A 24,663-nucleotide genomic window follows, 5' to 3' on the forward strand; every position below is an offset into this window, starting at 1 on the left:
TAGATTTGACTATAAGTTCTCAAAGTTATTGCAAAGTTCTCAAAGAATTTAGAAAGGATGAAAATAAAAAAACCATTCGCTTACACAAATGGTTTTGTTTTTTAGCCCCGGTAGTAGCGGCATCCTTTATGTTTTTCCTTTAAAAACATAAAGATATAGCGGATAACGGGATTAGCTCCTGAAAATTATTTATTTAAAAGTATAGCGGCTTCTTTGGCAAAATAAGTCGAAATCAAGCTTGCACCCGCTCTTTTGATACACATTAATTGCTCCATCATAATTTTGTCATTATCCAACCAACCTCTTTCGGCTGCGGCTTTGATCATGGCGTATTCACCAGATACATGAAAAACCGTTACTGGAACATTTACTGCATTTTTTACTTCGCGAACGATATCTAAATAGGCAATTCCTGGTTTTACCATTACCATATCCGCTCCTTCTTCTACATCAGATAAGGCTTCTTTGATGGCTTCGATACGGTTGGCATAATCCATTTGATATGTTTTTTTGTCTTTAGGAACGGCAACATCAGCCTCTCTTGGTGCACTGTCTAGAGCATCTCGGAAAGGTCCGTAAAATGCTGATGCATACTTAGCAGAATAGCTCATAATCCCTACATGGTGAAATCCTGCAGCGTCTAATCCTTCACGCAAACGTAGCACACGTCCGTCCATCATGTCAGATGGTGCTACAAAATCGGCCCCAGCCTCGGCATGTGAAACTGCCATTTTTACCAAAGCTTCTACTGTAGAATCATTTTCTACATCGCCATTGGCAATAATTCCATCGTGACCATAAATAGAATATGGGTCTAAAGCCACATCCGGCATTACAACCATCTCTGGACAAGCTGTTTTGATAGCTCGAATAGCTTGTTGCATCAATCCGTTTGGATTCCAAGCTTCTGCACCTGTATTGTCTTTTAGGTCTTCGCTTACTTTTACGTAAATATTGACTGCACGTATTCCTAAAGCATATATTTCTTTGACCTCAGCTACCGTTAAATCAATCGAACGGCGAAAGATTCCCGGCATAGATGGTATTTCAACCTTTACGTTTTCTCCCTCTGCAATAAACATTGGAAACATAAAATCAGTTGGACTCAAAGTCGTTTCACGAACCAAACTACGAATCGATTCGTTAACTCTTAAACGGCGGTTTCTGTGTAATGGGAACATATAATTTTTTATTTTAGATTTCAGATTTATATTTAAGCTATTAAAATCCCGTTTTTTGATGAACGGTTTCAAATACTTCTTTTACTTTTTGGGGAGGATCAAAACGATAGCCTACCGTAAAATTTAAAGTGCCAACAGCATCATTCAATTGTACTCTAGTGTCACTGTCTTGCACAAATGCAATGTAATTTACGTTAACAAATGAAAAGAACGAATTGGTATTATAACCCAGCTTTAAACTCCCGCTAGAATTATAAATACCCGAAACTTCTCCATCCATATCACTAATTCCTCCTCCTATCCCTAATCCTGCCGATAGCAAAATCCTGTTGTTAATTACAAAATTATAATAATATGACGGAGATAATGTCATTTCAAAGAAATCACTTTCTGGGTTTTGACTTCCGTCATTCAGATCAAGATTGGTGTAAAAAAATGAAAAACTTGGAATAAAACTACCCGAACTTTTAGTTTGCCATTCTTTTTGATTTGCTATTGTTTTAAACGAAAAATTGGGATTGAAAATATAGGAAGTAACACCTCCTATTTTGGTAGATCTCAGATTTGGCAAAGGAACTGTTACTGGTCCATCATTGACATAAAATCCTTTTTGATTAATAAAACTAAGTGTTTGCATCCATTTTTTATGAATAAACCGTGTGCTCAAATTAAATAATTTTGAATCTCCATTGTCTTTGTTAGCATCAAAAAAACGAGGTGAAAATCCAAATGAAAAATCAGCCATTTTAAATGAAACACTTGCTCCTATTTGCTCTCTTCGGTTAGGAATCAGATCAAGTACTCTTTTTGTCCCATCTGTATTCGAACCAACAATCTGAAAAGCATTAGAAACATCCAAATAATACAAGCTGGCTATTACTTTGTCATCATACGTTTTGAAATACGAATTGGGGGTTGTCTTTTCTTGGGCAAAACAGCCAAGAATCCCACCAATCAAAATCAAACAAAACGTTTTTACAACCATTCTTTCTGATTTTCTAATACTTTCAATAACTTTTCTTCTTGGCTTCCTGCCTCTGGATGATGATCATATACCCACTGTACATGCGGCGGTAAGCTCATCAGGATACTTTCTATCCTTCCGTTGGTTTTTAGCCCAAATAAAGTGCCTTTATCGTGTACTAAGTTGAATTCTACATAACGTCCTCGACGAATTTCCTGCCAAGTTCTGTTCTCAGGTGTGTAAGTCAAGTTTTTTCTTCTTTCGACTATTGGAACGTAGGCTTCCAGAAAACTATTTCCCACTTCAGTAACAAAATTATACCAATCTTGCATACTCATAGCGTCATTTGCTTTGCAATAATCAAAGAATAATCCGCCAATTCCTCTAGCTTCATTACGATGCGCGTTCCAAAAATAGGCATCGCATTGTTTTTTATACTTTGGGTAAAACTCCTGATTGTGTTTGTCACAAGCCGTTTTACAGGTTTGATGAAAATGAACGGCATCTTCTTCAAATAGATAATAAGGCGTTAAATCCTGTCCGCCTCCAAACCATTGCTGAATCACTTTTCCGTTATCATCGTACATTTCGAAATAACGCCAATTGGCATGAACTGTTGGTACCATTGGACTTTTGGGATGCAAAACCAAACTCAAACCGCAGGCAAAAAAATCTGCTTCGCCTACATTGAACATTTTTTGCATCGTTTCAGGCAATTTCCCGTGTACTGCCGAAATATTAACACCACCTTTTTCAAAAACGGCCCCATTTTCAATAACACGGGTACGCCCTCCTCCTCCTTCTGGACGATCCCAAAGGTCTTCACGAAATTTGGCTTGACCATCCACGTTTTCTAATCCTTTACAGATTTGGTCTTGAAGGTTTTGTATATAAGAGAAAAATTGTTCTTTCATAAGGAGATAATATTATTTTTCATTGGTCATATGTAATTGCTTCACCTATTCGTCCCGATAATTATCGGGACTCGAGTCGCATAACTACATTAATGCTTAGGACTGATTTTAGGCAATGCTCATTTCGTTAGTTCATATAATTCCATATCTATTGGAAGTTCATCCGTTGGCGTAAACTCATTTGGCAAGGTTCTTTGCCAAACAAACCCAGATTTTACGGCCACCTTTACACTCCCCAAATTCGTTTTATGCGATATAATTTGAAGGGTGTTCAAATTCAGCTCATTGAATGCAAAGTTTGAAACTTCTTTGACAGCAAAAGTAACTAAACCCTTCCCTTCATATTCAGCACCAATACCATAAGCCAATTCTGCTTGTCGCGTTTCAAAATCAACTTTTTTGATAGCAATCAGACCCGCTATGTTTTCAGTTTCTTTTTCTTTTATGGCAAACGTATAACAAATGTTAGATTGCAGCTCTGATGTTTTAATATTAATATAGTTTGCTGAATCTTCTAAAGTCAGATTACTAGATAATGTTTGAGGAAAATATCTTTTGAATCTTTCGGCATTTGAAACCATTAATTCATTCAGATTTTTTGCGTCGTTGTCATCCAGTAGGGCAATATGGAATGAGTTTATATAATGCATTATGTTTTTTATTCTCCCTTTAACTCTCCTGCAAACCAGATAAATTACCTAGAGAGCTGAGCTGAGGATTTGTTTTAATTTATTTTTGCATTGGCAATTTTTGCACTTATTCCAAACGAAAACGTCTTGCTTTCCTGTTGAATATAATTGTAAATGGCAATGGCTTTTTGTGAAAAATCAAATTGACTTCCTTTTGAAAAAGCGACTAAAAAATCGGCAAATAATTCGAACTGATTCCAATCAAAATGTAGGCGTTCCAAATGGGTAATCAATTCATCTTCTTTAAATTCCCCTAGACTCTCGACATTCATCGCCAAATCTTTTAACTCATTTTCTAGGTAAAGAAGATCTTCTAAATTCCAAAACTTAGGCACATAAACCAATGACATCAGCTTTTTGAGCATGTTGTCAATCCGAATACTTTCTTGGTCTCTTAAGCCTTTGTTTAGCATATTTTATTATTACTGTTATTTATTTATCCTGCAAGGTTTTAAAAAACCTTGTAGGTATCACTTTTGTGCTATCCTTTTATATCATAACTTCAAGATTTGAAAAAATCTGGGAGAGATACATACTCCCAATAATTTATTCAAAAGTATATTTTTCCGTCAAAAAATCATTTCTTTGAATGTGGCAAAAAATGAAATTTTCTAGACCTCCAAATAATTTTAAAACTTCTTCTCTTTCAATTTTTGTTTCTTTATTTGAGATGAAAGCCGGATAGGATGAATACTTATAATTCTCAAATTTTAAATCCAAATGATGCTTCGGATTCAAATGCACATACTGTATCAATTGCTTCAAATACTCTTCATCATTGAGTCTTATTCTCTTGAAATGCTTTTCAAATAAACTCCCTGTCCTATCACTTTCTTTATTAAAAGCTTTCGCATAAGAATTAAAAAAATTAGAAAATGCCTGTGTTACTATTTTTTCCTCTTCATTCAATCGAATAACCAAATGAAAATGATTATCCATTAAACAATATGCAAATATTGAGATTTTACCTGATAAATATTTTGAAAGTTGTTTCAAAAAGAAGTTTTTGTTTTCATCATTTTCGAAAATTAAACACTTATTTATACCTCTGTTATAAATATGATAATAACCCTCTTTTTCTAAAACTTCTAATTTCATAAACACTCATTCTTTTGAAATAACGTTTTCTAACACACCTACAAGGTTCAAAAAACCTTGCAGGATATACAATACAAACCGAAATTGCTTATTAGTTTCCGTATTCCTTCACCGCATCAATAAATGCTTTGGCGTGATCTACTGGAATATTTGGTAAAATTCCGTGACCTAAATTTACTATGTATTTGTCTTTTCCAAATTCGTCAATCATTTCGTGTACCATTTTCTTGATGGTCGGAATTGGCGAAAGCAATCTTGAAGGATCAAAATTTCCTTGTAAAGTTACGTTCCCTCCAGACAAATAACGAGCATTTCTAGGTGTACATGTCCAATCTACACCCAAAGCTGATGCCTTGCTTTTTCCCATTTCGTTAAGAGCAAACCAACATCCTTTTCCGAAAACAATTACCGGTGTAATTTCCGCTAATGCTTCAATGATTTGGTTAATGTATTTCCATGAGAATTCCTGATAATCTGTTGGTGAAAGCATTCCTCCCCAAGAATCAAAAATCTGAACTGCATTTACTCCTGCTTTTACTTTTTCTTTTAAATATAAAATCGTTGTGTCGGTAATTTTTTGCAATAAAGTGTGTGCAGCTACTGGGTTTGAAAAACAAAACCCTTTGGCAGTATCAAAACTTTTCGATCCTTTTCCTTCTACTGCATAACAGAAAATAGTCCAAGGTGAACCTGCAAAACCAATTAATGGCACCTCATCATTCAGCATTTCTTTGGTCAATTTTACCGCATCCATTACATAACCCAAGGTTTCCTGAATATTTGGAACAAAAACCTGATTTACTTGTTCCATGGTACGTATTGGATTTGGAATTATTGGTCCCAAATTATCTTTCAATTCTACGTGAATTCCCATTGCTCTTGGCACTACTAAAATATCCGAGAACAAAATAGCTGCATCCGGAGCAATTCTACGAATAGGTTGCACGGTAATTTCGGCAGCCAATTCTGGAGTTTCGCAACGGGTAAAAAAATCGTATTTGTCACGCAAAGCTCTAAATTCAGGCAAATATCTTCCGGCTTGACGCATCATCCAAACCGGTGGGCGTTGTACTGTTTCTCCTTTTAAAGCTTTTAAAAATAAATCGTTCTTTAGCATTGTTTTCTTTCTTTAGGCTTTAAGCATTGGGCTTTAAGCGTTTTGTTTATCTATAATTCTTTTGCTTAGGCTTACTGCCTAAAGCTTTTTTCTATTTATATTCTGCTATTACATCATCAATCACTTCTTCAACACTGGGTTGGTCTGCCACGATGATGTTTTTTGTTATTTTATCTAATGCACTTGCGGTTGTTTCTCCTATGCAAAAACAGTTCTCGTTCTTGATTGTATTCTCTTTTAGATAACTTTTTACTCCAGATGGGCTAAAAAACAAGATTGCATCGGTTTTAGTCTTCATCTTATGTGGAGTCAAAGTCGTTTCATAAGCTTTGATTTCATTAAACTTCACTCCTGCTTCTTTTAGCGCAACGGGTAAAGTCTCACGGCGTAAATTACCACTAAAAAAGGTAAAACTTTCAGAACCGTAAATCAGCGTGATTATTTCTGCCAAATCTGATGCATATCCGGTATAAGCTACCACATTGAATCCTGCTTCAGACAATAATATTTTGGTTTTGAGACCTACACAAAAAACGTTTTTAGACTTTAATTTCTCTAAATCTGTGTGCTGAAAAACACTGTGAACGGCATTTTGACTGGTAAAGATCAAATTCTCATTGACTTCTTTAAGCTCAATTTTCTTGCTTTCAGTTTTGATGAAATCGGCTTCTGTTACTTCAAAATCCGCTTTTATCAATTCTTGCTTTTGAATAGGAGAAAGAATCTTGGTGGATAATATGTGGATTTTGCTCATTTGCTATTTTGTTTTTTAAATCATTCTGAAAAAGCCAATTATTTTTGTTTTAGCCCCGATTACTTCGCTGTATCTTTATTTTCATCAAAGTCCAGTGAATTTCATTCGAAAAGAAAATCTTTCTTCATCTCGTTTCTATAAATGAGCTTAGAAAGATTTGTAATGATATCGGAAATCTATTTTACCAAAAATACCAATTTCTTCGCTTCTTATTTTTTTAAACTCTCTTTTATTGTTGCCATCAATTGAGTTCCTCCGTTTTCGAATATTTCTTGAGCCGAATTATAACCTAACTTTTTCCAATCTTCAATAGGAACGACTTTGTTTACTTCAATTTTCTGTTTTCCGTCAATAGAAAATAAAACTCCCTTGAACTCAATAGTATCTTCGATTTCGTTATACTTTGCCAAAGCTCCAATTGGTGCCGTGCAACCGCCCTCTAAGGTTCTTAGGAATTGTCTTTCGATATGAGTGCACACTTCGGTTTCTATATCATTTAATTGTCCAACTGCGTCTCTACAAAAATCATCATCTGCCATAGCCACAACAACCATTGCTCCTTGTGCAGGTGCTGGTATCATCCAATCTAAGTCTATATAATTTTCGGGTTTTAGGTTGATGCGTTCTAGTCCCGCTGCAGCAAATACGGCTCCATTCCAATCATTTTCTTGTAGTTTTTGCATTCTGGTATTTACGTTTCCGCGCAAATCGACTACAGTATGATTGGGGTATTTATTCCACCATTGAGCCTGACGACGCAAACTTCCTGTTGCAATGGTTCCGGATTCATTTAGAAAATCAAGATTTCCTTTATGCACTAAAATATCTAAGGTATTGGCTCTTTCCAAAACGGCTGCCTGAACAATTCCTATTGGCAAAGCCGTTGGAACATCTTTCATAGAATGCACAGCAATATCTACTTGACCATTAATCATGGCAATGTCGAGCGTTTTTGTAAAAATTCCTGTAATTCCCAGTTCATAAAGGGGTTTGTTGAGAATAATGTCGCCTTGTGATTTTACAGCAATGATTTCGGTTTTATACCCTAAATCGTTTAGTTTTTTTTCTACCGTGTGGGCTTGCCATAGTGCGAGTTCGCTATCACGGGTTCCTATTCTTATTGTTTTTTCTACCATTTTTGTTTTCACCATTAAGGCATTAAGAGAATTAAGCTTCGTGTTGAATATTTAGGTTCATTAAGTATAAAACTTAATTTTCTTAATCTCTTAATGGTTTAATTCTTTAATCAATTAACCTTGAAAAAAATTCATTTACAAGTGGTTTCATTGATTTTGTTATGTTTAAAGTGTTAAAATTAATCAATAATCCTTGAGGTCTTTGTAACAATTTCATATATGTTAGTAATTGTGCTTCGTGAATTGGCAAAAGGTTTTCTATCGCTTTCAATTCAACAACTACACAGTCATTCACAAGTAAATCAATTCTTAAATCAGATTCTAATTCAAGGTTGTAATAGTCTATTTTAACAACTAATTGTTGTTTAACATCGTATCCGTTTTGTTCTAATTCATATTTAAGGCATTGCTCATAAATGCTTTCTAAAAGTCCAGGTCCTAAAGCTTTATGCACTTTTATAGCAAAACCTGTAATTTCATAAGCTAATTGTGTAACCTCTTTTTTTGTCATAGAACATTTTTTGTTTTTCTACCATTAAGATAATTTTTACCATTAAGATATTAAGATTATTAAGCCTACTTTTATAAATACAAAAGTTAATTTATCTCAATCTCTTAATAGTTCATTTTTTTGGCCATCAAAACTTAACTTTCTTAATATCTTAATGGTTCAATTTTTTTAATTAAATGTCTAATGGTTAAACTACTTTGTAACCGTTTCTATTTGAAAAACTTTTTCTATCCAATCAATACTTTCATCTACCATAGTATCTTCATTTTTTAGATGATTGGCAAAATGGGTTGTAATTTTTTGGATGATTCTAGAGCTGATAATTTCGGCTTGTTCTTCATTGAAGTTGGAAATTTTTTTGCTTTGAAAATCCAATTCCGAAGTTTTAATCGCGTTTAGCTTATCTTTCAAGGCATTGATTGTAGGGGCAAACTTCCTTACTTTGGTCCAAGCTATGAATTCATCTTTTATTTCTTCGATGATAGCCTCGGCAGCAGGAATATGTGTTTTTCTGTTTTCTAATGTTTCATCTGTCATTTGCGACAAATGATCCATGTGAATTAAGGTAACTCCCTCTAAATCTTTTACGTTTTCATTGACATTTTTTGGAATTGACAAATCCAAAATCAACATTGGCTTTTTCAAATTCAGGATAGCTTTGTCTATCGTTGGATTTTGAGCTCCAGTAGCCACTACAACCACATCAGCTTTTTGCAATTCAAGATGCAATTCTGAGTAATCTTTAACAATCAGATTCAACTTTCCAGCCAATTTCTCAGCTTTGTCTTTGGTTCTGTTAATTAAAGTGATGTGCTCGTTTTTGGTGTGTTTTACTAAATTCTCACAGGTATTTCTTCCGATTTTACCTGTTCCAAAAAGTAAAATATTCTTGTTTCCTATATCTGGAACGTTCTTGATAATGTATTGAACCGATGCAAAAGATACCGAAGTGGCTCCTGAACTAATTTCGGTTTCATTTTTGATTTTTTTGCTGGATTGTATTACCGCATTCACCAATCGCTCCATGAATGCATTCGCTAATCCCATTGCTTTGGCCTCAGCAAAACCATTTCTTATTTGGCTGATGATTTCAAAATCACCCAAGATTTGACTGTCTAAACCAGTTCCTACTCGAAATAAATGAGAAATTGCTTCTTGATTTTTATAAACGTAAGCTACCTTCTGAAAATCTTCAACAGTACCATTACTGTTCTCACAAAGTAGTTTTATTAATTGAAAAGGGTGCTCTGCATAGCCATAAATCTCTGTTCTATTACAGGTAGAAGTAACGAACAAACTTTGTATTCCTTCGCTTTTAGCTTGTTCAAGCAAACGCGTTTTTGCTAGAGTATCTAAACTAAACTTCCCCCTAATCTCGGCATCTGCTTTTTTATAACTGAGCCCAATTGAATAGAAATAATGTTGTTTTGAAACGCTGTGATTTTCCATAATTACACTTTAACTTAAAGTTAGACAAACTTATTACTATCCTCTTTATAAAAATAACGCTAGAAGTACTTTTTGTGTCGTTGTATGTTTTTTTGAATTTAAATCGTTGTTTTAGAATAAAAACCTCTATTTTTGCGGTGTTATCAAGGGTTGAAACTTGTTTTATCAAGAATCATTCTAAATAAAACAATCTGACAATTATCATATTTTAACAAAAAAAACATCGCTATGGGGTCTCAAGAAATTATAATTATTGAAGATGATTTTACACTCATTCGTTTTCAGAATGACACCGAAACCGCTTTTCAGGCACAGCATGAAGTCAGTAGCGGATTGATACAATTTCATTTTGGGCTAAAAGGAAGTGCTAAATTTATTTTCAATCAAGGCAATTATACTTTGGAGTTAAAAGAAGAGAAATCATTGCTTTTATACAATCCGCAAAAGGAATTACCCTTAAATTTAGAATTAGCTCCAAATTCCTGGGTAATCTCAGTGATTATTTCAATCAAAAAATTCCATGCCTTATTTTCGACCGAAGCCAATTACATCACTTTTTTGAGTGCCGACAATAAGGATAAAAAATATTATAAGGAGGACGACATAAGTCCGTCTATGGCAATTGTCTTGAGTCAATTATTTCATTACAATCTGCATCCTTCCATCAAAAACCTTTATTACAAAGGAAAAGGATACGAATTATTGAGTCTCTATTTTAACCGAACAGAAGATCCAAATGCAGAACAATGTCCGTTCTTGATTGACGAAGACAATGTTTTTAAAATCAAAAAAGCCAAAGACATTATTATCGCCAACATGGCCGAACCTCCTGGTTTACAAGAATTGGCAGATGAGATTGGTTTGAATCTAAAGAAACTCAAAATGGGCTTTAAGCAAATTTATGGCGATACGGTCTATGGTTTCTTATTTGATTACAAGATGGAATATGCCCGAAAATTATTAGACAGCGGCTCTTATAATGTAAATGAAGTTGGATTGAAAATTGGCTACAGCACCGGAAGTCACTTTATAGCGGCATTCAAAAAGAAATTTGCCACAACTCCTAAGAAATATTTGATGTCTATTAATTCAAATCTCTAAAACTTGTATTAGGGATTATTCAAGGCTATCAAATTTCTATATCCAACAATAATTAAAAAATAATAAACATCAATTTATCCAAAAGTACATTTAGCTACTTTTGAAACATCAAAAAAAATAAAAAATGAAAGGCGTATTATTAATCAATTTAGGTTCTCCTGAAAGTCCAACTCCCAAAGATGTAAAACCCTATTTAGATGAATTTTTAATGGACAAATACGTGATTGATGTTCCGTATTTATTGAGAGCATTATTGGTTCGTGGTATTATTCTAAGAAAAAGACCTGAAAAAGCGGCTTCGGCTTACTCAAAAATATGGTGGGAGGAAGGTTCTCCTCTAGTGGTTCTTTCTAAAAGAATGCACGAAAAAGTTAAACCTCAAGCTAATGTTCCTGTTGCTTTAGCCATGCGTTATGGAAATCCTTCCTTACAAGCAGGTCTTCAGGAATTACAGGACAAAGGCGTTACCGAAGTATTGCTTTTTCCTTTGTACCCACACCACGCAATGTCGTCTACAGTTACCGTTATCGATAAGGCAGAAGAAGTTAGAAAAAAGCATTTCCCTAACATGAAATTCTCTTCTGTTCCCGCATTTTATAACAAACCTGATTACATCAAGAACTTATCTGATTCTATTCAAAAACATTTGAACGGATTTAATTACGATCATCTTTTGTTCTCTTATCATGGACTTCCGGAGCGTCATATTCGCAAAACCGATATAACCAAATCGCACTGCAAAATTGATGGTTCTTGTTGCAACACTCCATCTCCAGCACACGAATTTTGCTACCGTCACCAATGCTATGAAACCACGAGATTAGTAGTAAAGGCGTTAGGAATTCCAGAAGGCAAATACAGCCAAACTTTTCAATCGCGCTTGGCGGGAGACAAATGGCTTGAACCATATACAGATGTCGAAGTGAATAAAATGCCAGAACAAGGAATTAAGAATTTGGCTGTGGTAACTCCTGCATTTGTTGCTGATTGTTTAGAAACCCTGGAAGAAATTGCTATGGAAGCCAACCATCAATTCAAAGAACACGGAGGCGAGAATTTCTTGGCCGTTCCATGTTTGAATGATGATGACGAATGGTGTGCCACAGTAAGCAAGTGGATTAACAATTGGGCAAAAGGATAATTGATTTATGATTTTAGAATGCCGATTTATATTATATCTTAGATCAATAAATAGTAACGATTCTCTTTTTTAATTCTATTTAAAAAGAATCATCTGTTTATTCACATTCAATTCGAAAATCTTAAATCAAACAAATCAAAATGGCCGTAACCTCAGTAGAATTAGGCACACAGGATATAAAGAAACTCTTGATCAAACAAGCGATTCCTTCTTCAATAGGTATATTATTCATGTCGATCAACATTTTGGTCGACACCATATTTGTAGGACAATGGATTGGCTCTCTTGCCATTGCGGCGTTAACTGTTGTTTTGCCAATTACCTTCTTAATTTCATCATTAGGAATGGCAATTGGTGTGGGTGGAGGATCTGTACTTTCTAGGGCTTTGGGCGCAAATGACAAAGAGAAAGCCAAACAAGTGTTTGGAAACCAAATCATGATGACGTTCTTATTGTCTACCCTTTTTTCTGTTTTAGGACTTGTTTTTAGCGATCAGATATTGTTGCTTTTTGGAGCCAAAGGCACAATTATGGGACCCGCCAAAGAATTCTTTATCCCAATCATAATCAGTGTTCCTTTTTTGGCACTTTGCATGATGGGGAATAACATTATCCGAGCTGAAGGAAAAGCAAAATTTGCCATGGTCGCCATGATTATTCCTGCAATTGCAAATATTCTTTTAGACATTATTTTTATAAAGTTCTTGAATTTAGGTATTTTGGGAGCGGCGCTAGCTACATCCATTTCTTATTTTTTGTGTTTTTTGTTTGTCTTTTGGTTTTTTATAACCGAAAGTGAATTGAAACTACAAGCTCGACATTTTAAATTTCAACTACCTATACTAAAAGAAATAGTAGAACTAAGTTTTGTTACTTTCTCCAGGCAAGGTGTTGTGAGTATATTAGCCATTATATTAAATCACACTTTATATAACTATGGAGGTGAACATTCTATAGCCATTTACGGAATAATCAGCAGAATGCTAATGTTTGCTTTATTCCCTATACTTGGAATCACACAGGGCTTTTTACCAATTGCTGGTTATAATTATGGTGCAAAAAATACTGAAAGAGTACACGAAAGTGTTACTCTTTCTATAAAATATTCAGCCATTCTAGCCACCATTATTTTTATAATTATACTATTCTTTGCCCGCTCCATAGTCTCTGTCTTCACTACTGACCCCAAAGTCATTGCCGAAACGCCAGCAGCCTTGCGCTGGGTTTTTGCAGCATCACCCATTATTGCCATTCAACTTATCGGGGCTGCTTATTTTCAAGCTGCCGGCAAAGCCAAAAAAGCATTACTCCTAACGTTAAGCAAACAAGGCTTTTTCTTAATTCCTTTAGTGCTTTTATTACCAAATTTTTTAGGTATTTTTGGAGTATGGATTGCTTTTCCAATTGCCGATGTTTTATCAACACTCGTTACCGGTTATTTCCTAAAAAAAGAAATGAATTTCAAACAAAAGACAACAACCCATGGAGTATTATAATTACTTAAAATCATTACACCTCATCTTTGTAATTACTTGGTTTGCTGGTTTATTCTATATCGTTCGATTATTTGTGTACCAAATAGAAGCTGCCGATAAGCCTTCTCCAGAAAAAGAGATTCTTCAAAAACAATATAAAATTATGACGTACCGTTTGTGGTACATTATCACATGGCCATCAGCTATATTGGCCAGTTTTTTTGCTTTTTGGATGTTGTTTTTTACAGAAATTGGCAATGCTTGGTTACAAATGCCCTGGATGCATGTAAAACTTTGTTTTGTTTTTTTACTGTATTTATACCATTTAAAATGCCAGCAAATATTCAATCAATTGCAAAGAGACGAAGTAAAGTACACCACAAATTACATGAGATTGTGGAATGAAGGAGCAACCATCATTCTATTTGCCGTTGTCTTTTTAGTAATTTTAAAAAATGCCGTGAATTGGATTTATGGAGTCGTGGGTATCTTTTTGTTTTCGATTACCATCATGCTTGGTTTTAAATTTTATAAGAGAATAAGAGAGCGAAATAAATCGTAGTTATGTTTAAAAATTTTAAGATTCCCTTAATTTCATTACGTGTTAGAATCTTTCTGTCGATGATTGTTTTAATCATCGCAACCTCAATATTGCTCATAACTATCTCTATAATACAATACAAAAGTGTAGCTAAAGAATACAATCAAAGACGGATAGAAGGCATAGAATTTTATGTAAAAAAGCACATCAATTATATCCTTTCAAACACAACCTATCCTCTGATTGATGAAAATATAAAACTAATTTTTAAGGATAAAATCCACGAAATGTCGGACATCCAAAATGTGGAAATCCGAATTTATTCCCTGGAGGGAAAATTGCTTCAATCGTCTAAAGAATCTTTCTCTGTAGAGTCGCAATCCCCTACAGTTTCGAAATTCATACTTCGATTAGTACAATCCTCTATCAACAAAAGATATGTTGACGTCAAAACGATTAATGGCATTAAGTATCGCTCTTCCTATAGTCTGATAAAGAACAAAAAATTCAAACCTATTGGCATTCTCAATTTACCCAACATACCCGATGATGGTTATTATGAAAAAGAATTAAACAATTTCCTGATTCACTTGGCACAAGTGTACACCTTTATGATTATTGTGGCTTTTGCATTTGCTTATTTTTTATCCTCTTTTGTAACCAAGCCCATCAATGATTTTGCAAAAAAATTGAGCGGTACCAGATTGAATCGAAAAAACGAAAAAATCCCGTTTTCGGCCAAGATTAAAGAAATAAACATGTTATTGATTGCCTACAATAGGATGATTGAAGAACTCGAAAGAAACGCCGTAAAACTGGCCCAAAACGAAAGAGACTTAGCTTGGAGAGAAATGGCAAAACAAGTGGCACACGAAATCAAGAATCCGCTTACGCCTATGCGACTCACGGTACAAAGTTTCCAACGAAAATTTAGTCCTGAAGACCCTAATATTAAACAAAAATTGAATGATTTTGCCGAATCATTAATTCAGCAAATAGATACAATGAGTTCAGTAGCTTCAGCATTTTCTAATTTTGCTTCTATGCCTGCGCAACAAAACGAGGTCCTGAACGTTGTTGAAGTTGTAGAACTTACCTTAGATATATTTAATGAAGATTATATTGTTTTTGAATGTTCCGAAAATGAGATCATTTCAAAAATAGACCGTACGCAACTTATTAGAATCATTACCAATTTGGTTAAGAATGCTATACAGTCCATTCCGGAAGATCAGGAGACCAAAATGGTATTGGTTACCATAAAAAAAATAGCAAACGAAGTCGTAATTGCCATAAAAGATAACGGAACCGGAATTGATCCTCACCATGTAGCTAATATATTTGAACCAAAATTTACCACCAAAAACAGCGGAATGGGTTTAGGTCTTGGAATTATAAAAAACATTATCGAAAACTACAAAGGAACGATTACCTTTGAAACTAAATTTGGAAGCGGAACCATTTTTACGGTTACTCTACCCATCATTAACACTTAAAACAGCAAAATGAACTACGAAAACTTATTAATTACAATAGAAAACAACATCGCAACCGTTGTGATCAATAGACCAACCAAACTAAATGCTTTGAATATTGCAACGATAAATGACTTGCATAAAGCCATTAAAGTATTGGGTAAAAACAAAGAAATTCAAGCTATCATACTTACAGGTAGCGGAGAAAAAGCGTTTGTTGCTGGAGCAGACATCTCAGAGTTTGCTCATTTTACTATTGAAGAAGGTGTACAACTGGCTTTTCAAGGGCAAGAGCTTCTATTTAATTTCATAGAAAATCTAAAAACTCCAGTTATAGCGGCTGTTAATGGTTTTGCTTTGGGTGGTGGACTAGAATTAGCTATGGCTTGCCATTTTAGAGTAGCTTCAGACAATGCCAAAATGGGGCTTCCGGAAGTATCTCTTGGAGTTATCCCAGGTTATGGAGGAACACAACGTTTACCTCAATTGATTGGTAAGGGTCGTGCAATGGAATTGATAATGACTGCAGGAATGATTACTGCCGATGAAGCCAAGCAATACGGTTTGGTAAATCACGTAGTACCACAAGCTGAGTTAATAGAATTTTGTACTGGTATTGCCCAAAAAATCATAAAAAACTCTCCTTTTGCCATTGGTAGAGCCATCAAAGCGATTAATGCTAATTTTGTAGATGGTAAAAATGGTTATGAAACCGAAATCAAAAACTTTGGAAAATGTTTTGGAACCCAAGATTTTAGTGAAGGTACCAAAGCGTTTTTAGAAAAAAGAAAAGCTGTTTTTACTGGGAAATAATATTAATTACATGAATAAAATAATTGTTGTACTCGGAATTATAATGATTTCCATTTCAACTTTTGCGCAAACTATTCCTTTTAAAATTCAAAAAAGCGAGCTTTTTAAAGATGAGTATAAAGAATCTCACATAGTACTTTCCGAAGAAGATGGAAATGGAGGAGTTTTAATAGTAAGATCCTATGAAAGAAGTTTTTCAGGAAAAAGAGGATACTATATTGAGCATTATGATTCAAATTTAAAACTTATAAAAGAGTTTGATTATGAATTAAAACATACTGGAACACAAAAATATAAATTTGAATTAGGTGTCTTTACAATGTTAGACAACTTAAATATCATTCAAGTTTTTTATGATATAAATGAGAGAGCCTACATATGTCTTGCACACTGTATTAACAAAAATGATCTTAATACCACTCAAAAAGAGCTATTTAGATTTACTCGTGAAGAAATAAAACAATATGGAAATTTTGATCTATCGGAGAGTTTTTTTAAAAGCTTTCGAAACGACTCCTTTTTAAATGGTGATTTTTCTTCTAAAGGAAATAGAAATACATTCTCATTAAATCCTTTTAATTCAAAACACGATACTAGTTCATCTTTTGGAAATAATTCAGGAATTGCAATAGTAATTAATAAAGATAAAAATGCGTTTTCAATAGGAATTGATTTTAACGGCAAAAAAGCTGAAACATTAAAACTGTACTTATTTGATGATAAACTAAATAAAAAAAATGACCTTACTTATTCCAAAGAAATCAAAGACAGTAAATATATATTTCAAAATATTAATTTGTCAAAAGATGGAAATTCAATTTATCTCTTAAGTAAATCTTTTACACCAAATCAAAAAAGTAAAGAAAAAGGGGGTAAATACCAATTCGAAATAACAAAATTTAATCAAGATAAAGAGGTCACAAACACTTTTGAAACTGAAGAACATTTCATAGGTTCTTTAAAAACTATCACAGAGGAAGACAGACTAATTTGCTGTGGATTTTATTCTGACATTAATGATTCTAAATACAAAGGGATATGCTATTTTAAATTAGATGCAAATTCTCTAACGCTTTTAAAAACAAAATACAATCCGTTTTCTGAGCAATTTATGATTGATAAATATGGGGAGGAAAAAGATAAAGAATTAAAATATTTAACTTTTAAAAATTATCTTTTTACTAAAGACAATGAATTATTATTTAATGCCCAGGAAGAATATTCAGTTACTTCAAATAACACGGCAATTGGCGTGAATAGCATGTTTATTAATAATGGTAGTCGAACTTATTTTAACTATGGTGATATTGTAACCGTAAAATTGAGTATTGATGGTGATTTAGTTTGGGCAAGAAATATTAACAAAAAGCAAGCTTACCAGTATGATGAAGATGAGAGCTACGTTTCCTATACAGCATCAATTGTAGAAGATATGCCTTATTACTTTATTAATGGTGGAAAAAAAATAAAACAATTAGACAATAATAGAATAGAATTTGAAGATTCAAACAAAAATAAATCAAATCTTTATCTGATCAGAATAAAAAATAATGGTGAATTTGAATTTGAAAAAGTCCTAGATGATGAAAAAAATGAAGTACCCTTTATGGTCTCAAAAGGTGTTCAATTAGATAATTCTGTTTTTTTTCTAGGATCCAACGGGAGTAAGAAACAACTCTTAAAAGTAACTTTATAAACTCGAATTAACTACATCATAAAATTACTTTTTGAGAATAGAATATTCCATTGAAAAATAAATATTTCAGATATCAGGAAGTTCTTTAATTCACAAGCCCTAATTTTGTGCTTTCCATTTATAAATTTCATTACCTAAAAATAAAATCTATGTTATTCCTACCTGTATTTGCTGAATTCTGGGAAAAAGTAAAAGAAAGCATCGAGAATAAAACGTATGCCAAATTAACCCTTGCCAAAACCATAGGCGATACTGAATTGAAAAACATTTATGTTCGCCCTGTTTTGAATGATGATGTCTTTAGTCTTTCGGTTATAGCCCGTTATAAAACTGAAGAAATTGAAAGTTTTCACACCCTTGATGAAGCCTACCATTTTCTGGCTTCATACATGAATAATCCATTTTTGACAGCTCTTTTATTCACTACCGAAAATGACATCACCTTTAAAATCAACAAAAAAAGAGCAGGAAGCATTATTGAACAAGCTCCTACTTTTAAGAATGCATCTGATGTGATTTTGGAAATGAAAGAAAAGGGTCTTTAGATTGTAAATAACAAGTCCCGATAGCAAACTATCGGGACTTATTATTTTATTTATTTCCGTGTTGCATGATTTCTTTTGGGAATTTGTCTAAAATAAGATTCAAATTGATGTTGTGCTCCAAATAAGCTTTAAGTCCTGCCAGAACAATGGTAAAACCACCGGTTGAATCCTTGATTGTTTCTAATAATTCGTCTCCCGTTTTATCAAAACCATAATGTGTAATACTCACAAAAGTATTACCGTCACTTAGTGTTTTAAACTCAAAATCTACATTTGTTGGTTTTTCCGAAGTAAACCATTCAATGGCTATTTTTTGATTTACCACAATTTCTTTGACTACCACTTTGGTCGAGAAATTATACATTTCCCATTCCCAAGTTACAGTTTTACCAACTTCTAATTTATCACTCCCTTTGGTAAACCAAAAGTGTTTTGTCAATTCGGGATCAATAAATGCTTGGAAAACTTCTGAAACTGGCTTTCTAATTAGCATTTGGGCTTCTGAACATTTTAGATTATTCTCTGACATATTTTATACTTTTATTAGTGATTCTTTATTAAAACACGAAAAAATTATTCCGTCAAAAAATATCTGAAACTCTGAAACCTACAATTCTCCATCCCACTCAGCGTAAAACTGAGCCAAAAAGCCCATCATGTATTGATGTCTTCCCTGGGCTATTTGCTTACCTGTTTCAGTATTCATTTTATCTTTTAACAACAATAATTTTTCATAAAAATGATTAATTGTTGGTGTCTGACTGTTTTTATATTCTTCCTTGGTCATGTTCAAATTTGGCGTAATTTGAGGGTTATACAGCGCTCTGTTTTTAAAACCTCCATAATTAAACGCTCTTGCGATTCCAATGGCTCCTATAGCATCCAAACGGTCTGCGTCCTGAACGATATCCAATTCTATAGACGAGAATACCTTTTCAGTATTTCCGCCCTTAAAAGAGACATTATTTATGATTTGAATCACATGCTCTATTACTGATTCCGGAACTGATTCGCTTTCTAAAAATTCACGAGCCATTTTTGGACCAATCGTTTCATCTCCGTTATGAAATTTACTGTCTGCAATATCATGGAGCAATGCCCCAAGTTTTACTACGGTTTCATCACAAATTTCGCCATTTGCAATCAAGAGTGCGTTCTTATATACCCTTTGAATATGGAACCAATCGTGTCCCCCTTCGGCATTAGCTAATTTTTCTTTTACAAAAAGGATTGTTTTATTTATTAAATCTAAATTACTCATCTATACTTTTGCTTATAAAAAAAGCTGACTTTCAAAGTATAAACCTCAAAAATCAGCCCTATTAATTTTAAAAAATCTGAATTCTAAAATTTACAATCTCGCCGGTTCTACCCATTTAAACTGAAATGACTCAGTAGGAATAACCAATCTTTCAGAAATTTTAGCCATTCTAGCAGGCAATTTCATTAAATAGTCACGGGCTTTTTCTGCCTCATCTGTTAAACTACCTATTTTATCGATTTCCCATTTATTAATTAATTTTTGCATAATTTCAACATAATCATTGGCAGTATAAACTCCAATTCTTTGTGCTGAATCAGAAAAATGTTCGAAAGCAGTGCTAATTCTATTTCCTGATTCTCTCAAGAAATGCGCAGGCATAACGATTTTGGCTTTCATCATGTATTGAAACGCAAGCATCATTTCACTTGGATCTATTTTGAAAATTTCAGAAACAAAATGACTATAGGCATGATGATGACGCATTTCGTCACCTGCAATCATTTTACACATTTTAGACAATTTCTTATCTCCATAACTTTTAGCTAGTTGAGAAACTCTGTTATGCGAAACATAAGTTGCTAACTCTTGAAAACTCGTATAGATAAAGTTCTTATATGGATCTCTTCCTGTTCCAATGTCAAAACCATCGTTGATTAAGTGTTGCGTTGTCATTTCGATTTCGCGCATATTCACACGACCTGACAGATAAAGATACTTATTTAGTAAATCGCCATGACGATTCTCTTCACCAGTCCATTCACGTACCCATTTTGCCCAACCATTTCTTTCTAAGTTATCAACTCCTTCTACTTCCATCAACCAATTTTCGTAGGTTGGCAAAGCTTCTTCAGTAATCATATCCCCTACCATAGCAACCCAAAAATCGTATGGTAAATCTTTTGAAATCTCTCTAAGTTCTTTTACTTCTTCAAGAAAGTTATCACTTTCTGAATTTGGTAAAAAATCAGATGGCTGCCAAATTTGCTCCACTGGTATCAAGTATTGATCAACAAAACTGTCAACCTTTTTTTCTAGAAATTGCATAACCTCTAGACGAATGTTCTTTATAGACATCTTATATAAATATTAAATTTTTATTCCTTTTACAACTGCCGTTTCGGCCATTTTTACTATTTCATCAGAACCATAATCCTTAACCGCGATTGCTTCGTGTACTACAAAGGTAATACGATTTCCTAAACCATATGGAAAAGTTCCATATTTTACCAATTTCCATGAATTATTGATACTTACCGGAACTACATATGCCGATGGTGCATACTTGCATAAAATTTTCAATCCGCTTTGAGCAAACTCTTTTGGTTTCCCGTTTTTGCTACGTGTTCCTTCTGGAAAAATAACTGCTGATCTTTTTTCTTTTTCTATATATTCAGATAATTTTTTAATAGATGGTATCGCTTGTTTTGGATCTTTACGGTCAATAAGTACAGAACCTCCATGTCTCAAATTAAACGAAACACTTGGAACTCCCTTCCCTAATTCTTTCTTACTCACAAATTTTGGATGAGATCGTCGCAAGAACCAAATCATAGCAATAATATCATACAAACTCTGATGATTAGCAACAAATATAACTGGTACCCCTTTTGGTATATTTTCTCTTCCTTCAAAACTGAAAGTAGTACCCAACAAAAGAACTATTTTCAATAAAATAAAATTAAGATAATCGACACTTTTCTTATGCGCCTGATATCCAAAAGCATTTAAACAAATCCATTGAATCGGGTGAAAAACCACCAATGTCAAAAGAACTAACATTAAAACAACAAAAGATAAGGGATACGAAATAATTTTTTGCATACTATTAAATTTGGCACAAAAGTAAGAAATATATTTTTAGGAGTATTTATATCACTTACAACAAAATAAATATTACCATTTTACTAACATTCAATTACTTACAATTAAAATCTCATTTGCCAAGCAAAATTAAAAAATTAAAAAATAGTTAAAAAAGGGCGCTAAAACAACCTATTGTATCGCCGTACATTAATTGTACCTTTGCATTCTCATAACTTTGCTTTGTACAAAATGAATTTTACCTATCCCAAAACAGAAAAACTAAAAAGTAAAATCACTATCGGTTTATTATTTACCGAAGGAAAATCTGTTTCTAAATATCCTCTACGATTGGTTTATAATACCGGGACTTTTGGCGAAGGTGAAAAAATAAAAATTGGTGTCTCGGTTTCTAAAAAATATTTTAAAAAAGCCGTAGATCGCAATTATTTCAAACGTGTGCTTCGCGAAACTTATAGACTCAACAAACATTTACTACTTGACAATCTGGATCAGCCTTATTCATTTATGTTTTTCTATCAAAGCAAAGACCGATTGAGTTATGATGAAATCAACACAAAAACTATACAGCTTTTCGAGAAATTTATTCAACAAATAAAAAAAGAAGAAACGACTCCATAAATTTTGATTAAAAAAATGAGTACAACTACTGTCTAAGCTTTAATCTAAATTAATTTTGTATTTTTAAAAATAAATTAAGCCTATTTATAAAATCAAAATATGGAACGCCTTCAAATCTGGATTTTATGAAATTTCAAACTTCTTTTTGACATTATTTAGAGATTTGACCTTATTTATAGTAACAATTTTATTTTATAAGAAAACGTTTTAAGAAAAAAACATATAATCATGCATACTCTTTTTCAAAAAAAATTCATCATTCCAGTTATTGCATCAGCATTTTTATATGTAGGTGTTAGTTTTAAAGACGACTATTTTGAGATTGCAAAACAGATAGAGATTTTCACCACACTATTCAAGGAATTGAACAAGAATTATGTAGATGAAACTACTCCTGCAGATTTGATGAACAACGCTATAAAAGGGATGTTGAGTTCCCTTGATCCTTATACAGTTTATTTTAATGAACAGGAAGTACTTAAATTCAAGATCAATAATACTGGTGAATATACCGGAATTGGAGCTTTGATAACCCGAAAAGACGATAAATTAATTATAAAAGAGCCTTACAAAAACTTCCCGGCAGATAAAGCGGGACTCAAGGCCGGAGACGAAATTATCCAAATTGGTGATACACCATTGACCGACTTCAAAGATGACGCTTCACAACTTTTGAAAGGTTCAAAAAACACTAAAATCGACATTAAATACATTCGTCAGGGAAAAACACTTTCAACTGTAATTGTATTGGATGAAGTCGAGATCAAATCGGTTCCTTATTTCGGAAAAATAGATGCAAAAACTGGGTATATAGTATTGGCCCGCTTTAACAACAAAGCTTCAAATGAAACCAAAGAGGCTCTAGAACAACTAAAAAGAGAAGGAGCCGAAAGAATCGTTCTGGATTTAAGGGGCAATCCTGGAGGGTTATTGAACGAAGCTGTAAATATCTGCAATCTTTTCGTACCCAAAAATGAAACTATTGTTACCACTAAATCAAAAATAGAAAAACACAACAACACCTATAAAACTACCAAGGAGCCTGTAGACACAAACATACCGCTAGTTATTTTAGTAAATGGACGAAGTGCATCTGCCTCCGAAATTGTTTCTGGAGCATTACAGGATTTGGATCGTGCTGTAATTTTGGGCAGTCGTAGCTTTGGAAAAGGATTAGTACAAAGACCTGTAGAATTAACATATGGAACACAGCTCAAAGTAACTATTTCGCGTTACTATACTCCTTCAGGCAGATGCATTCAAGCATTAGATTATGCTCATAAAGATAAAAATGGTGTTGCTACTAGAACCGATGCCAAAAACTACAACACCTTTAAAACCAGAAAAGGAAGAACAGTTTATGATGGAGGCGGTGTTTTACCAGATATAGAAATGGAAGAAACCAAAACTAGCCCTATAACTAATGCATTGCTAAAAAACGATGGGATTTTTCAGTATGCAACATACTACTATTACAAAAATCCTAATTTAGGAACTAAGATTCCAACGCTTACAGATGCTGATTACTCAGATTTCAAACAATTTTTGAAAACACAAAAACTAACTTTTGATACCGAGACTGAAATCGCTTTAAAAAATACTTTGGCTACTGCCAAAAAAGAAAATCTAGACGAATCTATTTCTACTGAATATCAACAATTGCTTACAGCTCTTCAAAAATCCGAAAACAATCAATTAGATAAAAACCAAAAAGAAATCAAAGGTTTACTGCTAGACGAAATCATCAAACGTTATCAATATCAAGAAGGATTGTACGATTATTATATAAAAAATAATGCCGAAATCAAGAAAGCTGTTGCTATTTTGAATAACCCTGTAGAATATAATGGTATTTTGAAAAACTAACCGCGTAATGAGGTGCAGTTAATAATTAGCATAAAATTAAACTAATTCCTCACCATCTCGATATGCGGAATATCATCTTCTAGATACATTTCGCTGGTTTGAACAAATCCATGGCTTTCGTAGAATTTTTTAAGATACAATTGCGCTCCAATAGTAATTTGGCTTTCGCCAAAATAAATCTGTATACCCGAAATGGCTTCGTTCATTAAATCGTGTCCCCATTTTCTATCTCTATAGTCAGGATCTACAGTTACTCTCCCAATTGAAGCGTTATCAAAACTGATTCCAGCTTTGAAAAGTCGAGCGTGAGCCACAATTTTGCCATCAAAAATCCCAAAAAGATGTAAAGCCACTTTATCCTTGCCATCAAGATCAAGATAGACACAGTTTTGCTCCACTACAAAGATTCTACTTCGTAATTGGAGTATATCATATAGTTCATTAACCGTTAATGCCTCAAAAGGCTTTATTTTCCATTCTATAGTCATTAT

The 24,663-nt window shown here is 33.5% G+C and carries 26 protein-coding genes; 10 read left to right on the plus strand and 16 right to left on the minus strand.

The genetic code is table 11. The features are described 5' to 3' along the window. Positions 1-185 precede the first annotated feature (185 nt). The 11 genes from hemB to hemA all read right to left on the minus strand — a co-directional run bounded on the left by hemB (position 186) and on the right by hemA (position 9,813). Positions 186-1,181 carry a porphobilinogen synthase gene (hemB, locus tag OZP08_RS03150; protein ID WP_268848313.1) on the minus strand — a complete coding sequence of 332 codons (996 nt, stop codon included), beginning with the start codon at positions 1,179-1,181 and terminating at the stop codon, positions 186-188. Positions 1,182-1,221: 40 nt separating this feature from the next. Further along, positions 1,222-2,166 (minus strand): DUF4421 family protein, encoded by a 945-nt coding sequence (locus OZP08_RS03155; RefSeq protein WP_268848314.1) that lies wholly within the window; start codon positions 2,164-2,166, stop codon positions 1,222-1,224. After that, positions 2,157-3,059, minus strand: coding sequence for an oxygen-dependent coproporphyrinogen oxidase (gene hemF, locus OZP08_RS03160; protein WP_281322967.1), 903 nt, complete (start codon positions 3,057-3,059; stop codon positions 2,157-2,159). The genes OZP08_RS03155 and hemF overlap by 10 nt, the downstream gene beginning before the upstream one ends. 119 nt (positions 3,060-3,178) lie before the next feature. Continuing rightward, on the minus strand, positions 3,179-3,709 hold the full coding sequence (locus OZP08_RS03165) for a GNAT family N-acetyltransferase (RefSeq protein WP_268848315.1): 531 nt from the start codon (positions 3,707-3,709) through the stop codon (positions 3,179-3,181). Between the two features lie 74 nt (positions 3,710-3,783). After that, complete coding sequence (locus tag OZP08_RS03170) at positions 3,784-4,161, minus strand: hypothetical protein (protein WP_268848316.1); 378 nt, start codon at positions 4,159-4,161, stop codon at positions 3,784-3,786. A gap of 133 nt (positions 4,162-4,294) precedes the next feature. Beyond that, positions 4,295-4,846: a transposase gene (locus OZP08_RS03175; protein WP_268848317.1), complete on the minus strand. Its 552-nt coding sequence runs from the start codon at positions 4,844-4,846 to the stop codon at positions 4,295-4,297. A 91-nt stretch (positions 4,847-4,937) separates the two neighbouring features. Further along, complete coding sequence (gene hemE / locus OZP08_RS03180) at positions 4,938-5,963, minus strand: uroporphyrinogen decarboxylase (protein WP_268848318.1); 1,026 nt, start codon at positions 5,961-5,963, stop codon at positions 4,938-4,940. 91 nt (positions 5,964-6,054) lie between these two features. Next, positions 6,055-6,717, minus strand: coding sequence for a uroporphyrinogen-III synthase (locus OZP08_RS03185; protein WP_268848319.1), 663 nt, complete (start codon positions 6,715-6,717; stop codon positions 6,055-6,057). 209 nt (positions 6,718-6,926) lie between these two features. After that, positions 6,927-7,853 (minus strand): hydroxymethylbilane synthase, encoded by a 927-nt coding sequence (gene hemC / locus OZP08_RS03190; protein ID WP_281322968.1) that lies wholly within the window; start codon positions 7,851-7,853, stop codon positions 6,927-6,929. A 106-nt stretch (positions 7,854-7,959) separates the two neighbouring features. Beyond that, positions 7,960-8,364, minus strand: a complete 405-nt coding sequence (locus OZP08_RS03195) for a GxxExxY protein (RefSeq protein WP_281322969.1) — start codon at positions 8,362-8,364, stop codon at positions 7,960-7,962. Positions 8,365-8,556: 192 nt separating this feature from the next. Beyond that, entirely contained in the window at positions 8,557-9,813 is a 1,257-nt protein-coding gene (hemA, locus tag OZP08_RS03200) for a glutamyl-tRNA reductase (protein ID WP_281322970.1), read from the minus strand. Positions 9,814-10,041: 228 nt separating this feature from the next. Between hemA and OZP08_RS03205 the strand changes: the two genes are divergently transcribed. The 8 genes from OZP08_RS03205 (at position 10,042) to OZP08_RS03240 (ending at position 18,600) form a co-directional block, all read left to right on the plus strand. Beyond that, positions 10,042-10,914 carry an AraC family transcriptional regulator gene (locus OZP08_RS03205; protein ID WP_268848321.1) on the plus strand — a complete coding sequence of 291 codons (873 nt, stop codon included), beginning with the start codon at positions 10,042-10,044 and terminating at the stop codon, positions 10,912-10,914. Between the two features lie 124 nt (positions 10,915-11,038). Next, a complete protein-coding gene (gene hemH, locus OZP08_RS03210) occupies positions 11,039-12,055 on the plus strand; it encodes a ferrochelatase (protein ID WP_281322971.1) in 1,017 nt (338 codons plus the stop codon). Between the two features lie 140 nt (positions 12,056-12,195). Continuing rightward, positions 12,196-13,551: an MATE family efflux transporter gene (locus OZP08_RS03215; protein ID WP_268848322.1), complete on the plus strand. Its 1,356-nt coding sequence runs from the start codon at positions 12,196-12,198 to the stop codon at positions 13,549-13,551. Further along, positions 13,538-14,092: a CopD family protein gene (locus tag OZP08_RS03220; RefSeq protein WP_268848323.1), complete on the plus strand. Its 555-nt coding sequence runs from the start codon at positions 13,538-13,540 to the stop codon at positions 14,090-14,092. The genes OZP08_RS03215 and OZP08_RS03220 overlap by 14 nt, the downstream gene beginning before the upstream one ends. Before the next feature lie 59 nt (positions 14,093-14,151). Further along, positions 14,152-15,567 (plus strand): sensor histidine kinase, encoded by a 1,416-nt coding sequence (locus tag OZP08_RS03225; RefSeq protein ID WP_268848324.1) that lies wholly within the window; start codon positions 14,152-14,154, stop codon positions 15,565-15,567. 9 nt (positions 15,568-15,576) lie between these two features. Beyond that, positions 15,577-16,359 carry an enoyl-CoA hydratase/isomerase family protein gene (locus OZP08_RS03230; RefSeq protein WP_268848325.1) on the plus strand — a complete coding sequence of 261 codons (783 nt, stop codon included), beginning with the start codon at positions 15,577-15,579 and terminating at the stop codon, positions 16,357-16,359. A gap of 10 nt (positions 16,360-16,369) precedes the next feature. Then, on the plus strand, positions 16,370-18,055 hold the full coding sequence (locus OZP08_RS03235) for a hypothetical protein (RefSeq protein ID WP_281322972.1): 1,686 nt from the start codon (positions 16,370-16,372) through the stop codon (positions 18,053-18,055). 149 nt (positions 18,056-18,204) lie between these two features. After that, positions 18,205-18,600 (plus strand): hypothetical protein, encoded by a 396-nt coding sequence (locus tag OZP08_RS03240; protein WP_268848328.1) that lies wholly within the window; start codon positions 18,205-18,207, stop codon positions 18,598-18,600. A 46-nt stretch (positions 18,601-18,646) separates the two neighbouring features. On the opposite strand, the gene OZP08_RS03245 is transcribed toward OZP08_RS03240, so the two are convergent. From OZP08_RS03245 to OZP08_RS03260, 4 genes are all read right to left on the minus strand, one after another. Next, positions 18,647-19,129: an SRPBCC family protein gene (locus tag OZP08_RS03245; RefSeq protein ID WP_268848329.1), complete on the minus strand. Its 483-nt coding sequence runs from the start codon at positions 19,127-19,129 to the stop codon at positions 18,647-18,649. Positions 19,130-19,207: 78 nt separating this feature from the next. After that, positions 19,208-19,861 carry an HD domain-containing protein gene (locus OZP08_RS03250; protein ID WP_281322973.1) on the minus strand — a complete coding sequence of 218 codons (654 nt, stop codon included), beginning with the start codon at positions 19,859-19,861 and terminating at the stop codon, positions 19,208-19,210. Positions 19,862-19,951: 90 nt separating this feature from the next. Continuing rightward, positions 19,952-20,938 (minus strand): acyl-ACP desaturase, encoded by a 987-nt coding sequence (locus tag OZP08_RS03255; protein ID WP_268848330.1) that lies wholly within the window; start codon positions 20,936-20,938, stop codon positions 19,952-19,954. 12 nt (positions 20,939-20,950) lie between these two features. Beyond that, positions 20,951-21,685: a lysophospholipid acyltransferase family protein gene (locus OZP08_RS03260; protein ID WP_281322974.1), complete on the minus strand. Its 735-nt coding sequence runs from the start codon at positions 21,683-21,685 to the stop codon at positions 20,951-20,953. Between the two features lie 231 nt (positions 21,686-21,916). Here OZP08_RS03260 and OZP08_RS03265 point away from each other — a divergent pair, with 231 nt between their 5' ends. After that, positions 21,917-22,306, plus strand: a complete 390-nt coding sequence (locus OZP08_RS03265) for a ribonuclease P protein component (protein ID WP_268848332.1) — start codon at positions 21,917-21,919, stop codon at positions 22,304-22,306. Positions 22,307-22,534: 228 nt separating this feature from the next. Then, positions 22,535-24,172 carry a S41 family peptidase gene (locus OZP08_RS03270; RefSeq protein WP_281322975.1) on the plus strand — a complete coding sequence of 546 codons (1,638 nt, stop codon included), beginning with the start codon at positions 22,535-22,537 and terminating at the stop codon, positions 24,170-24,172. 41 nt (positions 24,173-24,213) lie between these two features. Here OZP08_RS03270 and OZP08_RS03275 read toward each other — a convergent pair whose 3' ends face one another. Beyond that, positions 24,214-24,660: a GNAT family N-acetyltransferase gene (locus OZP08_RS03275; RefSeq protein ID WP_268848333.1), complete on the minus strand. Its 447-nt coding sequence runs from the start codon at positions 24,658-24,660 to the stop codon at positions 24,214-24,216. Positions 24,661-24,663: the final 3 nt, after the last annotated feature.

The sequence above is a fragment of the Flavobacterium aestivum genome (assembly GCF_026870175.2).
GTDB lineage: Bacteria > Bacteroidota > Bacteroidia > Flavobacteriales > Flavobacteriaceae > Flavobacterium > Flavobacterium aestivum.

What these genes read in the sequence shown, in the direction of transcription:
- OZP08_RS03195 (WP_281322969.1), bottom strand. Translation starts at nt 8,364, where the DNA reads ATGACAAAAAAAGAGGTTACACAATTAGCTTATGAAATTACAGGTTTT.
- OZP08_RS03185 (WP_268848319.1), bottom strand. Translation starts at nt 6,717, where the DNA reads ATGAGCAAAATCCACATATTATCCACCAAGATTCTTTCTCCTATTCAA.
- OZP08_RS03165 (WP_268848315.1), bottom strand. Translation starts at nt 3,709, where the DNA reads ATGCATTATATAAACTCATTCCATATTGCCCTACTGGATGACAACGAC.
- OZP08_RS03215 (WP_268848322.1), top strand. Translation starts at nt 12,196, where the DNA reads ATGGCCGTAACCTCAGTAGAATTAGGCACACAGGATATAAAGAAACTC.
- OZP08_RS03265 (WP_268848332.1), top strand. Translation starts at nt 21,917, where the DNA reads ATGAATTTTACCTATCCCAAAACAGAAAAACTAAAAAGTAAAATCACT.
- hemF (WP_281322967.1), bottom strand. Translation starts at nt 3,059, where the DNA reads ATGAAAGAACAATTTTTCTCTTATATACAAAACCTTCAAGACCAAATC.
- OZP08_RS03260 (WP_281322974.1), bottom strand. Translation starts at nt 21,685, where the DNA reads ATGCAAAAAATTATTTCGTATCCCTTATCTTTTGTTGTTTTAATGTTA.
- OZP08_RS03170 (WP_268848316.1), bottom strand. Translation starts at nt 4,161, where the DNA reads ATGCTAAACAAAGGCTTAAGAGACCAAGAAAGTATTCGGATTGACAAC.
- OZP08_RS03220 (WP_268848323.1), top strand. Translation starts at nt 13,538, where the DNA reads ATGGAGTATTATAATTACTTAAAATCATTACACCTCATCTTTGTAATT.
- OZP08_RS03230 (WP_268848325.1), top strand. Translation starts at nt 15,577, where the DNA reads ATGAACTACGAAAACTTATTAATTACAATAGAAAACAACATCGCAACC.
- OZP08_RS03275 (WP_268848333.1), bottom strand. Translation starts at nt 24,660, where the DNA reads ATGACTATAGAATGGAAAATAAAGCCTTTTGAGGCATTAACGGTTAAT.
- OZP08_RS03225 (WP_268848324.1), top strand. Translation starts at nt 14,152, where the DNA reads ATGATTGTTTTAATCATCGCAACCTCAATATTGCTCATAACTATCTCT.
- hemH (WP_281322971.1), top strand. Translation starts at nt 11,039, where the DNA reads ATGAAAGGCGTATTATTAATCAATTTAGGTTCTCCTGAAAGTCCAACT.
- hemE (WP_268848318.1), bottom strand. Translation starts at nt 5,963, where the DNA reads ATGCTAAAGAACGATTTATTTTTAAAAGCTTTAAAAGGAGAAACAGTA.
- OZP08_RS03175 (WP_268848317.1), bottom strand. Translation starts at nt 4,846, where the DNA reads ATGAAATTAGAAGTTTTAGAAAAAGAGGGTTATTATCATATTTATAAC.
- OZP08_RS03270 (WP_281322975.1), top strand. Translation starts at nt 22,535, where the DNA reads ATGCATACTCTTTTTCAAAAAAAATTCATCATTCCAGTTATTGCATCA.
- OZP08_RS03245 (WP_268848329.1), bottom strand. Translation starts at nt 19,129, where the DNA reads ATGTCAGAGAATAATCTAAAATGTTCAGAAGCCCAAATGCTAATTAGA.
- OZP08_RS03240 (WP_268848328.1), top strand. Translation starts at nt 18,205, where the DNA reads ATGTTATTCCTACCTGTATTTGCTGAATTCTGGGAAAAAGTAAAAGAA.
- OZP08_RS03255 (WP_268848330.1), bottom strand. Translation starts at nt 20,938, where the DNA reads ATGTCTATAAAGAACATTCGTCTAGAGGTTATGCAATTTCTAGAAAAA.
- hemA (WP_281322970.1), bottom strand. Translation starts at nt 9,813, where the DNA reads ATGGAAAATCACAGCGTTTCAAAACAACATTATTTCTATTCAATTGGG.
- OZP08_RS03235 (WP_281322972.1), top strand. Translation starts at nt 16,370, where the DNA reads ATGAATAAAATAATTGTTGTACTCGGAATTATAATGATTTCCATTTCA.
- OZP08_RS03205 (WP_268848321.1), top strand. Translation starts at nt 10,042, where the DNA reads ATGGGGTCTCAAGAAATTATAATTATTGAAGATGATTTTACACTCATT.
- hemB (WP_268848313.1), bottom strand. Translation starts at nt 1,181, where the DNA reads ATGTTCCCATTACACAGAAACCGCCGTTTAAGAGTTAACGAATCGATT.
- hemC (WP_281322968.1), bottom strand. Translation starts at nt 7,853, where the DNA reads ATGGTAGAAAAAACAATAAGAATAGGAACCCGTGATAGCGAACTCGCA.
- OZP08_RS03155 (WP_268848314.1), bottom strand. Translation starts at nt 2,166, where the DNA reads ATGGTTGTAAAAACGTTTTGTTTGATTTTGATTGGTGGGATTCTTGGC.
- OZP08_RS03250 (WP_281322973.1), bottom strand. Translation starts at nt 19,861, where the DNA reads ATGAGTAATTTAGATTTAATAAATAAAACAATCCTTTTTGTAAAAGAA.